At 67.5% G+C, this 13,802-nt stretch carries 9 protein-coding genes; 4 read left to right on the forward strand and 5 right to left on the reverse strand.

Features of this window, described 5'->3' with window-relative positions; all coding sequences use genetic code 11:
* Window positions 1-82 precede the first annotated feature (82 nt).
* Entirely contained in the window at window positions 83-3,544 is a 3,462-nt protein-coding gene (gene putA / locus GH815_RS09560; RefSeq protein ID WP_153748546.1) for a bifunctional proline dehydrogenase/L-glutamate gamma-semialdehyde dehydrogenase PutA, read from the forward strand.
* A gap of 30 nt (window positions 3,545-3,574) precedes the next feature.
* Window positions 3,575-4,315, forward strand: a complete 741-nt coding sequence (locus GH815_RS09565; RefSeq protein WP_153748547.1) for a rhomboid family intramembrane serine protease — start codon at window positions 3,575-3,577, stop codon at window positions 4,313-4,315.
* Window positions 4,316-4,333: 18 nt separating this feature from the next.
* On the opposite strand, the gene GH815_RS09570 is transcribed toward GH815_RS09565, so the two are convergent.
* From GH815_RS09570 to GH815_RS09580, 3 genes are all read right to left on the reverse strand, one after another.
* Entirely contained in the window at window positions 4,334-4,570 is a 237-nt protein-coding gene (locus GH815_RS09570) for a hypothetical protein (protein ID WP_153748548.1), read from the reverse strand.
* Window positions 4,571-4,647: 77 nt separating this feature from the next.
* Complete coding sequence (locus tag GH815_RS09575) at window positions 4,648-5,436, reverse strand: inositol monophosphatase family protein (RefSeq protein WP_153748549.1); 789 nt, start codon at window positions 5,434-5,436, stop codon at window positions 4,648-4,650.
* Between the two features lie 68 nt (window positions 5,437-5,504).
* The gene (locus tag GH815_RS09580; protein WP_153748550.1) at window positions 5,505-7,793 is read right to left on the reverse strand and encodes a xanthine dehydrogenase family protein molybdopterin-binding subunit; all 2,289 of its coding nucleotides are present in this window, start codon (window positions 7,791-7,793) and stop codon (window positions 5,505-5,507) included.
* Window positions 7,794-7,930: 137 nt separating this feature from the next.
* On the opposite strand from GH815_RS09580, the gene GH815_RS09585 reads away from it, so the two are divergent.
* The gene (locus tag GH815_RS09585; RefSeq protein WP_153748551.1) at window positions 7,931-10,906 is read left to right on the forward strand and encodes a valine--tRNA ligase; all 2,976 of its coding nucleotides are present in this window, start codon (window positions 7,931-7,933) and stop codon (window positions 10,904-10,906) included.
* A gap of 142 nt (window positions 10,907-11,048) precedes the next feature.
* The gene (gene thrS / locus GH815_RS09590) at window positions 11,049-12,995 is read left to right on the forward strand and encodes a threonine--tRNA ligase (protein WP_153748552.1); all 1,947 of its coding nucleotides are present in this window, start codon (window positions 11,049-11,051) and stop codon (window positions 12,993-12,995) included.
* Between the two features lie 2 nt (window positions 12,996-12,997).
* Here thrS and GH815_RS09595 read toward each other — a convergent pair whose 3' ends face one another.
* Both GH815_RS09595 and GH815_RS09600 read right to left on the reverse strand, forming a co-directional pair.
* Window positions 12,998-13,354 carry a hypothetical protein gene (locus tag GH815_RS09595; protein ID WP_153748553.1) on the reverse strand — a complete coding sequence of 119 codons (357 nt, stop codon included), beginning with the start codon at window positions 13,352-13,354 and terminating at the stop codon, window positions 12,998-13,000.
* Window positions 13,355-13,383: 29 nt separating this feature from the next.
* Window positions 13,384-13,722: an arsenate reductase family protein gene (locus tag GH815_RS09600; protein WP_343030769.1), complete on the reverse strand. Its 339-nt coding sequence runs from the start codon at window positions 13,720-13,722 to the stop codon at window positions 13,384-13,386.
* Window positions 13,723-13,802 lie beyond the last annotated feature (80 nt).

Raw genomic sequence — 13,802 nt, forward strand, 5'->3', positions numbered from 1 at the left:
GGATCGCCCATCATATCCTGGAAACCCGGACGAACAGGCCACGACAACGGCGCTATACTGCCCCATCCCCAGGGGAAACGCCATGACAGACCAGATCGCCGCCCTGCGCACCCGGATCGAGGCCGCCACCTACGCGCCCGAGGCCGACATCCTGCCCCGCCTGCTGGCCGAAACCGGGCTGGATGCCGCCGCCCGCGCGCGCATCTGCGCCGCCGCCGCCGATCTGGTCCGTGGCATCCGCACCCAGGACCGCCCCGGGTTGATGGAGGTTTTCCTGGCCGAATACGGCCTTTCCACCGACGAGGGCGTGGCGCTGATGTGTCTGGCCGAGGCGCTGCTGCGCGTGCCCGACACCGACACGATGGATGCGCTGATCGAGGACAAGATCGCGCCGTCGGACTGGGGCCGCCATCTTGGCAAATCCGCCTCGCCGCTGGTCAATGCCTCGACCTGGGCGCTGATGCTGACCGGCCGGGTGCTGGACGAACCGGGGCCGGGGCTTGCCGCCACGCTGAAAGGCGCGCTCAAGCGGCTGGGCGAGCCGGTGATCCGCGCCGCCGTCGCGCGCGCCATGCGCGAGATGGGCCGCCAGTTCGTCCTTGGCGAAACCATCGCTTCCGCCATGGACCGCGCCGCCGCGATGGAGGCGCAGGGCTACACCTATTCCTACGACATGCTGGGCGAGGCCGCCCGGACCGAGGCCGACGCCACCCGCTATCTGGACGCCTATCAACAGGCCATCGCCCGGATCGCCGGGGCCGCCACCAGCGCCGATATCCGCGCCAATCCCGGCATCTCGGTCAAGCTTTCGGCGCTGCATCCCCGCTACGAATTTACCCAGCGCGACCGGGTGAGGACGGAACTTGCGCCCCGGCTTCTGCATCTGGCGCGGCTGGCGCGTGAGGCCGGGATCGGCCTGAACATCGATGCCGAGGAGGCCGACCGGCTGTGCCTCTCGCTCGACGTCATCGCCGCCGTTCTGGCCGATCCGGGGCTTGCGGGCTGGGACGGGTTCGGCGTGGTGGTGCAGGCTTACGGCCCGCGCGCGGGGCTGGTGATCGACTGGCTGCATGCGCTGGCCGAACGCCATGACCGCCGCCTGATGGTGCGGTTGGTCAAGGGCGCCTATTGGGATACAGAGATCAAGCGCGCGCAGGTTCTGGGGCTGGACGGATTCCCGGTCTTTACCCGCAAGGCCGCAACCGATGTGAGTTACCTGGCCAATGCGCGCAAGCTGCTGGGGCTGACCGACCGGCTCTATCCGCAATTCGCCACCCATAACGCCCATAGCGTGGCCGCGATCCTGGACATGGCACCCGATCGCGATGCCTACGAATTCCAGCGCCTGCATGGCATGGGCAGTTCTCTGCACGACCTGGTGATGGCGCAGCTCCCGGGCACGCGCTGCCGCATCTATGCCCCCGTCGGCGCGCATCGCGACCTGCTGGCCTATCTGGTGCGGCGGCTTCTGGAAAACGGCGCCAACAGTTCCTTCGTCAACCGGATCGTGGATGAAAGCGTGCCGCCCGAAGCCGTCGCCGCCGATCCGCTGGCCGAGATCGAGGCGCATCTGGCCGCCCCCGAACATCCCGCGATCCCCCGCGCGCCCGCGCTGTTCGCCCCCGCCCGGCGCAACTCCCGCGGCCGGGATCTGACCCATGCCCCCGATCTGGCCGGGATCGAGGCCGCCCGGGCGCCGCATCGCAGCACGCAGTTTCAGGCCGCCCCCCTGATCGCCGGAACCGCGGCCCCCGAAACGGCGCAGCCCGTCCTGAACCCCGCAGATCCGGCCGATATCGTGGGCCATGTCCACCCGGCCTCGGCCGCGGATGTCGAAACCGCCCTTGCCACCGCCCGCCCCTGGGACGCGCCGCCCGCCCAGCGCGCCGCCATCCTGCGCCGCGCCTCGGATCTCTATGAACGGGAATTCGGCCCGATCTTCGCCCTGCTCGCGCGCGAGGCGGGCAAGACCCTGCCCGACGCGATGGGCGAACTCCGCGAGGCGGTGGATTTCCTGCGCTATTACGCGGCGCAGGCCGAAGCGCTGGACGCCCCGCCGCGTGGGCTTTTCGCCTGCATCTCGCCCTGGAACTTCCCGCTGGCGATCTTCACCGGCCAGATCGCGGCGGCGCTGGCCGCGGGCAATGCGGTGCTGGCCAAGCCCGCCGAACAGACGCCCCTGATCGCCCATTTCGCCACCCGCCTGCTGCACGAGGCGGGCGTGCCCCGAACCGCGCTGCACCTGCTGCCCGGCACTGGCGAAACCGTGGGCGCGCGGCTCACCTCCGATGCGCGGGTCAATGGCGTGGCCTTTACCGGCGCGACCGAAACCGCCCGGATCATCGCCCGCGCCATGGCCGATCACATGGCGCCGGGCACGCCGCTGATTGCCGAAACCGGCGGGCTGAACGCGATGGTGGTGGATTCGACCGCGCTGCCCGAACAGGCGGTGCGCGACGTGATCGCCTCGGCCTTCCAGTCGGCGGGCCAGCGCTGTTCGGCGCTGCGCTGCCTCTATGTGCAACAGGAAATCGCGGACGCTTTCCTGACCATGCTGACCGGGGCCATGGCCGAACTGCGCCTTGGCAACCCCTGGGATCTGTCAACCGATATCGGCCCGCTGATCGAGGCCGCCGCCCTTCGCGATTTCACCGCCCATATCGCACAGGCCCGGGCCGAAACCCGCGTGCTGTGGCAGGCCCCGGCGCCCGGAACCGGCCATTTCCTGTCCCCCACGCTGATCCGCGTGCCGGGCATCGCGGCCCTCGGGCGCGAGATCTTCGGCCCCGTGCTGCATGTCGCGACCTTCCGCGCCGAGGATCTGGACGCGGTGATCGACGCGATCAACGCCACCGGCTACGGGCTGACCTTCGGGCTCCATTCGCGCATCGACGACCGCGTGGCCCGCATGGCGGATCGGCTGGCGGTCGGCAACATCTATGTCAACCGCAACCAGATCGGCGCCGTCGTGGGCAGCCAGCCCTTCGGCGGCGAGGGGCTGTCGGGCACCGGCCCCAAGGCCGGCGGGCCGCATTACCTGACCCGCTTCACCGCCCGCCCTGCCCCCGCGCTGGCCAATGCCCCCGAGGGCCGCGCGACCGCAGAAACCCTTTCCCGCGTCCTGGCCAATACCCCCGCCGCAGGCGGCGTCGAAACCCGCGCCCTGCCCGGCCCCACGGGCGAATCGAACCGGCTGTCCACCCATCCGCGCCCGCCGCTCCTCTGCCTCGGCCCCGGCCGCGCGGCAGCACAGGCGCAGGCCGAGGCGGTGCGCGCGCTGGGCGGGGCGGCCGTGCCGGTGACGGACGCCCTGCCCCCCGATCTGCTGGAGCATCTCACCGGGTTCTCGGGCGTGCTCTGGTGGGGCGATGCCGAAACCGGGCGGGCCCATGCCCGGGTGCTGGCGCGGCGTGACGGCCCGCTGATCCCGCTGATCACCGGCCTGCCCGATACCGCGCATGCCCGCCATGAACGGCATCTGTGCATCGACACCACCGCCTCGGGCGGGAATGCGGCATTGCTGGCGCAGGCGGGTTCCGCTTGACCGGCAGGCGCCAGCGGCTAGCCTGACCCCATGTTCCCGCTGCGCGACCACAACCCGTCAACCAGGACGCCCTATGTCGTCTATGCCCTGATCGCGGCCAATGTGATCGTGTTCGTGTCCTACTGGCACCTGTTCGACAGCCCCGTGGCGCTGGGCCGGTTCTTCACCGAATGGGCGCTGATCCCCGCCGCGATCAGCGAGGGCATGCATCTGCACGGGCTTTTCACCTCGATGTTCCTGCATGGCGGGCTGCTGCATCTGGGCGGCAACATGCTGTTCCTGTGGATCTTCGGCGACAACATGGAGGACGAGTTCGGCCATCTGGGCTTTCTGGCCTTCTACCTGGCCGGGGGCGCCGCCGCGGGGATCGCGCAATATCTGGCCGCGCCCTATTCGATGGTGCCGATGGTCGGCGCCTCGGGGGCGATCGCGGCGGTGATGGGGGGCTATCTGCTGCTGTTTCCCCGGGCGCGGGTCGATATCCTGATCTTCCTGATCGTCATCATCCGCATCCTGCCGGTCCCCGCATGGCTGATGCTGGGGCTGTGGTTCGGCTTGCAGCTTTTCGCGGGCTTCGCCACTCCCGGCGACGGGGGCGGGGTGGCCTATTGGGCGCATGCCGGGGGCTTTGCCGCGGGGCTGATGCTGGCGCTGCCGCTCTGGCTCAGACGCGGCGGGCCGGGCTTCTGGGCGCGTACCCATGGCCATCCGCCGCATCCCGACGCCCGCTATCGCCCGACCCCGATCCCGCCGGTGGGACGGCGGCGCTAGGCGCCGCGCGGCCATCGGTCATTTCAGGATCGTGTCCAGCCGCGTCACCGTCATCGAGGACAGCCCGTCCCCCACACTGTCGCCCAGATCGCCCAGGCCATATTCGGCCGAGGTGAACAGCCCCACGGTCAGCACGGTAATCCCGGCGGTCAGCATCACCCAATCGGCGCTGACGGCCCCATCCTCGCGCCGCAGGAACGCCGCGCAGCGCGCCACAAGGCCGGGCCAGTCGACCAGTCCGGTCGTCTCGATCATCATGCGCTCCCCTCGTCAGCAGTCTTTGCGCCAGCCTGATCGGCAAAGGCGGCAGAACAAGGGCAGGTTGGGGGCCGTTAAGTGTTTCTTATGATTTTCGCGAAGGGCTCGTAAAGCGCGGTATTGGCGACCAGGATATCGCCATGCACCAGCGGTTCATGCCCTTCGCGCACCGGGCCGACCATGCCGCCCGCCTCGCGCACCAGGATCAGCCCCGCGGCGATGTCCCAGGCGTTAAGCTCGCGTTCCCAGTAGCCGTCATAGCGCCCCGCTGCGACATAGGCGAGGTCAAGCGCCGCCGAGCCCCAGCGCCGCACGCCCGCGCATTGCGGCATCAGCCGGGCCAGGTCCTGCAAGGTGGCGGGCAGCGTCTTCTTGGCGGCAAAGGGAACGCCCGTGGCAAAGATCGCCTCGATCATCCGCGCGCGCCCCGACACGCGCAGCCGCCGCTCGTTCATCCACGCGCCTGCGCCCTTCTCGGCCCAGTAAAGCTCGTCCTTGGCCGCGTCAAAGATCACGCCCGCGACGACCTCGCCCTTGTGTTCCAGCGCGATGGAAATCGCCCAATGCGGCAGCCCGTGCAGGAAATTCGTGGTCCCGTCCAGCGGATCGACGATCCAGCGCCGGGTCGGATCCTCGCCCGCCTCCTCGCCGGTTTCCTCGCCCAGCCAGCCGTAATTCGGCCGCGCGCCGCGCAATTCCTCCTTCAGGATCTTCTCGGCCGCGGTGTCCGCGCGGCTGACGAAATCGCCCGCCCCCTTCATCGAGACCTGAAGGTTCTCGACCTCGCGGAAATCCTTGACGAGGCTGCGCCCCGCTTTCCGCGCGGCCTTGATCATGATGTTGAGATTGGCGCTGCCTTGCATCGGGCTCTCCTTGGGCTTGCGCCGCCATACACGCGCGGGCCCGCGGTGCCAAGGGGCAGGGGCCGGGTTCAGCCCGCCGCGCGCAGCATCTGCCAGACCCGCAGCGGCGTGAACGGCATGTCGGCCTGCCGCACGCCGCGCTCCCACAGTGCGTCCTGAACCGCGTTCGCGATGGCGGCCAGCGCGCCCACCGTGCCCGCCTCGCCGCAGCCCTTCATGCCCAGCGGGTTCGCGGTCGAGGGCACGGGCGCGGTGGTAAAGGCGACAAAGGGCAGATCGTCGGCGCGCGGCATCGCGTAATCCATGAAGCTCGCGCTCAGCAACTGGCCGGTCTCGTCATGCACCGCGCGTTCGCACAGCACCTGCCCCAGCCCCTGCGCGATGCCGCCATGCACCTGCCCCTCGACCAGTTGCGGGGCGATCAGCGTGCCGAAATCGTCGGTGACGGTGTATTTCACCAGTTCGGTCCTGCCGGTCTCGGGGTCGATCTCGACCTCGGCGACATGCGCGCCATTGGGATAGGACCGCCCCGGCAGCCGGTATTCGGCGCGGTGGCGCAGCAGATCCGCCCGCCCCGCGGCCCGCGCCATCAGGGCTGCCTCGCACAGCGTCGGCGTCAGGTTCGAGCCCGGCGCGCGGAATGTCTCGCCATCAAAGGCCAGATCGGCCGGATCGACCCCCATCCGCTCGGCCAGAAACGGGGTGAACGCGGCCAGCATCGCCTGAACCGTGGCCAGCGTCGCGCTGCCCTGCGTCGTCACCGACCGCGACCCGCCCGTGCCGCCCCCCGTCGCGATCCGGTCGCTGTCGCCCTGGATCACGCGGATGTCATCGACCGGGATCCCGCTGCGCCCGGACAGGAAGCGGGCATAGACCGTCTCGTGCCCCTGCCCGTTCGACTGGGTGCCCACATACAGGTTCACGCCGCCATCCTCGCAGAACTCGACCTCGGCCGCCTCGGACGGATCGCCAAGGATCGACTCGATGTAATAGCACAGCCCCTGCCCCCGCAGCCGCCCCCGCGCCGCACTCTCCGCCCGCCGCCCCGCGAACCCCGCCACATCGGCCACGCCATGCACCCGGTCCAGCACATGGCCGAAATCGCCCACGTCATAGGTTTCGCCCGTCGGCGTGCGATAGGGGAATGCCCCCACCGGGATGAAGTTCCGCCGCCGCAACGCCCACGGGTCCACGCCCAGCACGCGGGCGGCATGGTCCATCGCGCGCTCCAGCGCATAGATCGCCTCGGGCCGGCCCGCGCCGCGATAGGCGTCAACCGGGGTGGTGTTGGTAAAGACGCCCTGCACCGCAAGGAATGCGGCGGGAATGTCATAGGCCCCGGTCAGCACCTTGGCGAACAGCCTGGACTGGATCGGCTGGGCATTCTCGGAATTGTAGGCCCCCAGATTCGAGACATTGCCAACCCGGTAGCCGATGATCCGCTGCCCCGCATCAAAGGCCAGTTCCACCCTCGAGACCACATCGCGCCCGGCATTGTCGCTCAGCATCGCCTCGGTCCGTTCGGACATCCAGCGCACCGGGCGCCCCAGCATCCGCGCGGCCTGGGCGATGACGTAATATTCGGGATAGGTCATCGCCTTCATCCCGAAACCGCCGCCCACATCCGGGTTCGTCACCCGCACCGCGTCCTCGGGCAGGTTCAGCATCCGCGCCAGCCGCGCCTTCTGGTCCCACACGCCCTGCCCGTTCACGCACAGATGCAGCCGCCCGCCCTGCCATTCGGCCCAGCAGCCACGCGGCTCCATCGCGTTCACGATCACCCGATGATCGGCCACCTCCAGCGTGACCACATGCGCGGCCTGGGCAAACGCCGCCTCGACCGCCGCCGCATCCCCCATCGCCCAGTCATAGGCCAGGTTGCCCGGCGCGGCCGGATGGATCGCGTCCCCGCCCGGGGCCAGCGCCAGATGCGGGGGCAATTCCTCGATCTCCAGCCCGATCGCCTCGACCGCATCGCGCGCCTGATCCAGCGTCCCGGCCACCACCAGCGCCACCGCCTCGCCCACGAACCGCACCCGGTCCCGCGCCAGCAGCGGCCGCGCCGTCGCCGCCCCCGAACTGCCATCGCGGTTGCGCACAAGGGCTGCGTCCATTTCCAGCGTCACGCCCGCCGCCAGCAGATCCTCCGCCGTCAACACCAGATGCACCCCCGGCGCCGCCCGCGCCGCCGCCACGTCCAGCGCCGCGATCCGGCCATGCGCGACCGGGCTGCGCAGGAACAGCCCATGCAGCGCCCCCGCAGGCGCGATATCGTCCACATAGCGCCCCTGCCCGGTCAGGAAGCGGCGATCCTCGATCCGCCCGCCCGGCTGGCTCTGGCCGAATTTGCTGCCCATCCCTTTCGCCCCCCTGCCTGACGGGCCGGACGATAGCGGCCGGGCGGCGGCTGTCCACCCCTTCCGGGGCTTGGCCTTGGCCCGGGCATTCGCTAAGTCACGCGCCAATGCCCATCCGATGCCGAGGACCGCGCCCCATGCCGATGGAAAAGACCTTCAACGCCGCCGAGGCCGAGGCCCGCCTCTATGACGCCTGGGAAAAGGCCGGGTGCTTCACGGCCGGGGCGAACGCATCCCGCCCCGAAACCTTCTGCATCATGATCCCGCCGCCCAACGTCACCGGCAGCCTGCATATGGGCCACGCCTTCAACAACACGCTTCAGGACATCCTCGTGCGCTGGCACCGGATGCGCGGCTTCGACACGCTCTGGCAGCCGGGGCAGGACCATGCGGGCATCGCGACGCAGATGGTCGTGGAACGCGAACTGGCGAAACAGGGCATCAGCCGCCGTGATTTCAAGCGGCGCGAAGATTTCGTCGCCAAGGTCTGGGAATGGAAGCAACAATCCGGCGGCACCATCATCAACCAGTTGAAACGCCTCGGCGCCTCCTGCGACTGGTCGCGCAATGCCTTCACCATGTCGGGCGCCCCCGGGGCACCGGCGGGCGAAGAGGGCAATTTCCACGATGCCGTCATCAAGGTCTTTGTCGATCTCTACACCAAGGGCTTCATCTACCGCGGCAAGCGGCTGGTGAACTGGGATCCGCATTTCGAAACTGCCATTTCCGATCTCGAGGTCGAACAGGTCGAGGTCGATGGCGCCATGTGGCGCCTGCGCTATCCGCTTGAGGACGGCGCGACCTGGGACCGCCCCACCGAATGGGACGAGGATGGCAACGTCACCGCGACCGAACCCTGCCCCTATCTGGTCGTCGCCACCACGCGGCCCGAAACCATGCTGGGCGATACCGGCGTCGCCGTCCACCCCGAGGATCCGCGCTACAGGCACCTGATCGGCAAGACCGTCCGCCTGCCGCTTTGCGGCCGCTCCATCCCCATCGTGGCCGACGAATATGCCGACCCGGCCAAGGGCACGGGCGCGGTCAAGATCACCCCCGCCCATGATTTCAACGACTGGGAAGTGGGCCAACGCGCGGGGCTGCGCGCCATCAACGTGATGACCACCCGCGCGGCGATGTGGCTCAGGGACAACCGCGATTTCGCCGAAGGCTGCGACCCCGATCTGGTCGCCAAGGCCATCGAACGTCTGGACGGCGCCGACCGCTACGCCGCGCGCGAAGCCATCATCAACGAGGCCACCGACGATGGCTGGCTCGACGGCATCGACCCCGACCGCCACATGGTCCCCCATGGCGACCGATCAAAGGTCGCCATCGAACCCTACCTGACCGACCAGTGGTTCGTGGACACGGCCAAGATCGTGGAACCCGCGCTCGCCGCCGTCCGCGAGGGCCGGACGAAGATCCTGCCCGAGCAGCACGAGAAGGTCTATTTCCACTGGCTTGAAAACATCGAGCCCTGGTGCATCAGCCGCCAACTCTGGTGGGGGCATCAGATTCCGGTGTGGTATGGGCCGAGAAAGACCGTCCTTGAAGATGGGCGGACGCGGCTTTCTTTCTCCATTTCGAACCCCAAGACATTCTGCGCCGCTTCCAAAGATGAAGCCATCTCACAAATGGTCGAGTATTACCAAATCGCTGGACCAGAAGAGCTTGAAGAGTTTTCCGCGCCGGCAGGTGCGAGGGATTTCGCCGAGGCATCTTTTGGCACGACATTCCTTGTTGGTGAAATTGAGCGGCGCAGCGATGGGGGCACGAAGGAATTTCGCATTCCATATTACCGCGACCCCGACGTTCTCGACACCTGGTTCTCCTCCGGCCTCTGGCCCATCGGCACGCTGGGCTGGCCCGAGGACACGCCGGAACTGCAAAGATACTTCCCCACCGATGTCCTGATCACCGGCTTCGACATCATCTTCTTCTGGGTCGCCCGGATGATGATGATGCAGCTTGCCGTGGTGAACGACATCCCCTTCCACACGGTCTATGTCCACGCCCTTGTCCGCGACGAGAAGGGCAAGAAGATGTCCAAAAGCCTGGGCAACGTGCTCGACCCGCTGGAACTGATCGACGAATTCGGCGCAGATGCGGTTCGTTTCACTCTGACGGCCATGGCCGCGATGGGCCGCGATCTGAAGCTTTCGACGGCCCGCATCGCGGGCTACCGCAACTTCGGCACCAAGCTCTGGAACGCCGCGCGCTTTGCCGAAATGAACGGCGTGTTCGAAAATCACAAGTCCGGAACACCCCCGGCCCCGGCCGAAACCGTCAACCGCTGGATCATCGGCGAGACGGCAAGGGTGCGCCAGACCGTCGACGACGCGCTTGCGAACTACCGCTTCAACGACGCCGCCAACGCGCTTTACGCCTTTGTCTGGGGCAAGGTCTGCGACTGGTATGTGGAATTCTCGAAACCGCTGCTGCTGGACGGCACACAAGCCCAGCAGGCCGAAACGCGGGCCACCATGGCCTGGGTTCTGGACCAGTGCCTGATCCTGCTGCACCCGATCATGCCCTTCGTCACCGAAGAACTCTGGACCATCACCGGCGCCCGCGAAAAAATGCTGGTCCATGCCGACTGGCCGACCTATGGCGCCGAGCTGATCGACGCCGAGGCCGACCGCGAAATGAACTGGGTCATTGATCTGATCGAGGAAATCCGCTCGGCCCGCGCCCAGATGGGCGTGCCCGCAGGCGCCCAGACCCCGATGCTCGCCACCCAGATCGACCCCGCCGCCCGCACCGCCTGGGACCGCAACGAGGCCCTGATCCGCAAGCTGGCCCGCGTCGAAAAACTGAGCGAAGTCAATGACTTGCCCAAGGGCTGCGTGACCATCGCCATCGAGGGCGCGCATCTTGCCCTGCCGCTGGCAGGCATCATCGACGTCGCCGCCGAAAAGACCCGGCTGGAGAAAAGCCTGGCCAAGCTCGACAAGGAACTGGCCGGGCTGATGGGGCGGCTGAAGAACCCCAAATTCATCGACAGCGCCCCCGAAGACGTGGTCGAGGAAACCCGCGACCTGGCCGAAGCCAAACAGGACGAGGCCGCCAAGCTGCGCGCGGCGCTGGGGCGGCTGGCCGAACTCGGCTGAGCGCGGCGGGGGCAAGCGGTGGGGTGACACCCACCCTACGCGCCCCCGCCGTCTTGACTTGCCCCCGGACCGGGTTCATCAGGGGCGCGACATAACCCGCAACCGGGCGTTCCGTGGGCGCCAAACCGACGAGGAGGCCGAAATGGGCCAGATCACGCTGACTTTTCCCGATGGCAACCGGAAAACCTTCCCCGCGGGGACGATTCCCGCACAGGTTGCAGCCTCGATCTCGACCTCCCTGGCGAAAAAGGCGATCTCGGCCCAGGTGAACGGGCAGCATTTCGACCTGCAATGGCCCATCCATGAGGATGCGACCATCGCCATCAACACGATGCAGGACGATGCCGCCGCGCTGGAACTGATCCGCCACGACCTGGCCCATGTCATGGCCCGCGCGGTGCAGGAGCTTTGGCCCGACGTCAAGGTGACCATCGGCCCGGTGATCGAGAATGGCTGGTACTACGATTTCGACCGCGCCGAACCCTTCACCCCCGAGGATCTGGGCCAGATCGAAGCGAAGATGAAAGAGATCATCAACCGCCGCGATCCGGTGACCACGGAAATCTGGGACCGTGACCGCGCGGTAAAATATTACGAAGCCAATAACGAACCGTACAAGGTGGAACTGGTCGGCATGATCCCCGAGGGCCAGCCGATCCGCATGTATTGGCACGGTCATTGGCAGGATCTGTGCCGCGGCCCGCATCTGCAACACACGGGCCAATTGCCCGCCGATGCCTTCAAGCTGATGAAGGTCGCGGGCGCCTATTGGCGCGGCGACAGCAATCGCCCGATGCTGCAACGCATCTATGGCGTCGCCTTCCGCAACCGCGAGGCGTTGAAGGATTACCTGCATTTCCTCGAAGAAGCCGAGAAGCGCGACCATCGGCGGCTGGGCCGGGAAATGGACCTGTTCCACATGCAGGAAGAAGCGCCCGGCCAGGTGTTCTGGCACCCCAATGGCTGGCGCATCTACACCACGCTTCAGGACTACATGCGGCGGCGGCAGAACGCGAATGGCTATGTCGAGGTGAACACGCCCCAGGTGGTGGACCGCCGTCTCTGGGAAGCCTCGGGCCATTGGGAAAAGTACCAGGAACATATGTTCATCGTCGAAGTGGACGAGGAACATGCGCGCGAGAAATCGGTCAATGCGCTCAAGCCGATGAATTGCCCCTGCCATGTGCAGATCTTCAACCAGGGGCTCAAATCCTATCGCGACCTGCCCTTGCGCATGGCCGAATTCGGCTCTTGCAACCGCTATGAACCTTCGGGGGCGCTGCATGGCATCATGCGGGTGCGCGGCTTTACCCAAGACGATGCGCATATCTTCTGCCGCGAAAGCCAGATCGAGGAGGAAACCCGCCGCTTCATCGCGATGCTGAGCGCGGTTTATGCCGATCTGGGGTTCGAGAAATTCCGGGTGAAATTCTCGGACCGCCCCGACATGCGCGCGGGCAGCGACGAGGTCTGGGACAAGGCCGAGGCGGCGCTGCAATCCGCGACCGAAGCCGCGGGCTATGCCTATGAGCTGAACCCGGGCGAAGGCGCCTTCTACGGGCCCAAGCTGGAATTCGTGCTGACCGACGCCATCGGGCGCGACTGGCAATGCGGCACGCTTCAGGTGGATTTCGTGCTGCCCGAACGGCTGGAGGCCAGCTATATCGGCGAGGATGGCGCGAAGCACCGCCCCGTCATGCTGCACCGCGCGATACTCGGGTCGTTCGAGCGGTTCATCGGGATTCTCATCGAGAACTTCGCGGGCAAGCTGCCCTTCTGGCTGGCGCCGCGGCAGGTGGTGGTGGCCTCGATCGTGTCGGATGCCGACGATTTCGTGCGCGAGGTGGTGGCCCGGCTGGTATCGGCGGGTGTGCGGGCCGAGGCCGATATCCGCAACGAAAAGATCAACTACAAGGTGCGCGAACACAGCCTTGGCAAGGTGCCCGTGATCCTGGCCATCGGCGCGCGCGAGGTCGAGGACCGCACCGTGACCCTGCGCCGGCTGGGCGAACAGGGCACGCAAACCGTGGCGCTGGACGCGGTGGTGGCAGAGCTTGCGGCCGCCGCCCTGCCCCCCGATCTGGCCTGATCTCAGGCCGGATCCGGGCGGCGGGCGGCCAGCGCCAGCACGCCGCCCAGACCGCACATCGCGATGGGGAACATGGTGAAGACGTTGAAGCCAAAGCCCCAATACATCCCCGCGCAGGACACCAGCATCATCAGCCCGCCCACGATGTTCTGGGCCCGCGCCATCGCGCCCCCGGCGATCGCCAGGATCGGCGCCAGCAGGGCAATGATGCGCGTGCGCTCGGGGTTATCGACCTGCCGGGCCAGATCGCCGATCTCGCCAAAGGTTTCGATGAACACCGTGTAGCCATAGCCGAAAAAGCCCACGATCAGGCCCAGAAGACCCGCGATCACCCCAAGGGTCAGGGCGGCGTTGCGCATTCCGTGCCTCCTTGCCTGCCTGCCCCGATCTAGGCGCCCGCCGCGCCCTTGCCAAGCAGCACCTCCTGCACCTCGCGGCCCCAGCCAAGGTGCAACTGCCCGCCCGCCTCGATCACCGGGCGCTTCATCAGGGCGGGATGCGCGGTCAGCAGCGCGGCGGGGTCGCGGGCGCGTTCGACGCCCGACAGCGCCCGCCATGTGGTCGAACGGCGGTTGACCAGCTCCTCGCCGAACGTGGCCAGAAGGCGCGCGATCTCGTTCGGGGCCAGCGGGGTTTCGCGCAGATCGCGCAGGGTCGCGGAATGTCCCGCAACCTGGATCGCGCCCTTTGCCTTGCGGCAGCTATCGCATGTTTTCAGCCCGTAAATTACCCCGGCTTATTCGTCCAATTCGGCCGGAAAAGTTGCGTGCGCCTGAAAGCGCTGTAGTTTCAAGCTGCTAGACCAGA

Origin of the sequence: Rhodovulum strictum (genome assembly GCF_009649175.1) — a bacterium.
Classification (GTDB): domain Bacteria; phylum Pseudomonadota; class Alphaproteobacteria; order Rhodobacterales; family Rhodobacteraceae; genus Rhodovulum; species Rhodovulum strictum.

Excerpts from the sequence above, each read along its gene's own strand:
- putA (WP_153748546.1), top strand. The coding sequence starts at position 83 with ATGACAGACCAGATCGCCGCCCTGCGCACCCGGATCGAGGCCGCCACC.
- GH815_RS09565 (WP_153748547.1), top strand. The coding sequence starts at position 3,575 with ATGTTCCCGCTGCGCGACCACAACCCGTCAACCAGGACGCCCTATGTC.
- GH815_RS09570 (WP_153748548.1), bottom strand. The coding sequence starts at position 4,570 with ATGATCGAGACGACCGGACTGGTCGACTGGCCCGGCCTTGTGGCGCGC.
- GH815_RS09575 (WP_153748549.1), bottom strand. The coding sequence starts at position 5,436 with ATGCAAGGCAGCGCCAATCTCAACATCATGATCAAGGCCGCGCGGAAA.
- GH815_RS09580 (WP_153748550.1), bottom strand. The coding sequence starts at position 7,793 with ATGGGCAGCAAATTCGGCCAGAGCCAGCCGGGCGGGCGGATCGAGGAT.
- GH815_RS09585 (WP_153748551.1), top strand. The coding sequence starts at position 7,931 with ATGCCGATGGAAAAGACCTTCAACGCCGCCGAGGCCGAGGCCCGCCTC.
- thrS (WP_153748552.1), top strand. The coding sequence starts at position 11,049 with ATGGGCCAGATCACGCTGACTTTTCCCGATGGCAACCGGAAAACCTTC.
- GH815_RS09595 (WP_153748553.1), bottom strand. The coding sequence starts at position 13,354 with ATGCGCAACGCCGCCCTGACCCTTGGGGTGATCGCGGGTCTTCTGGGC.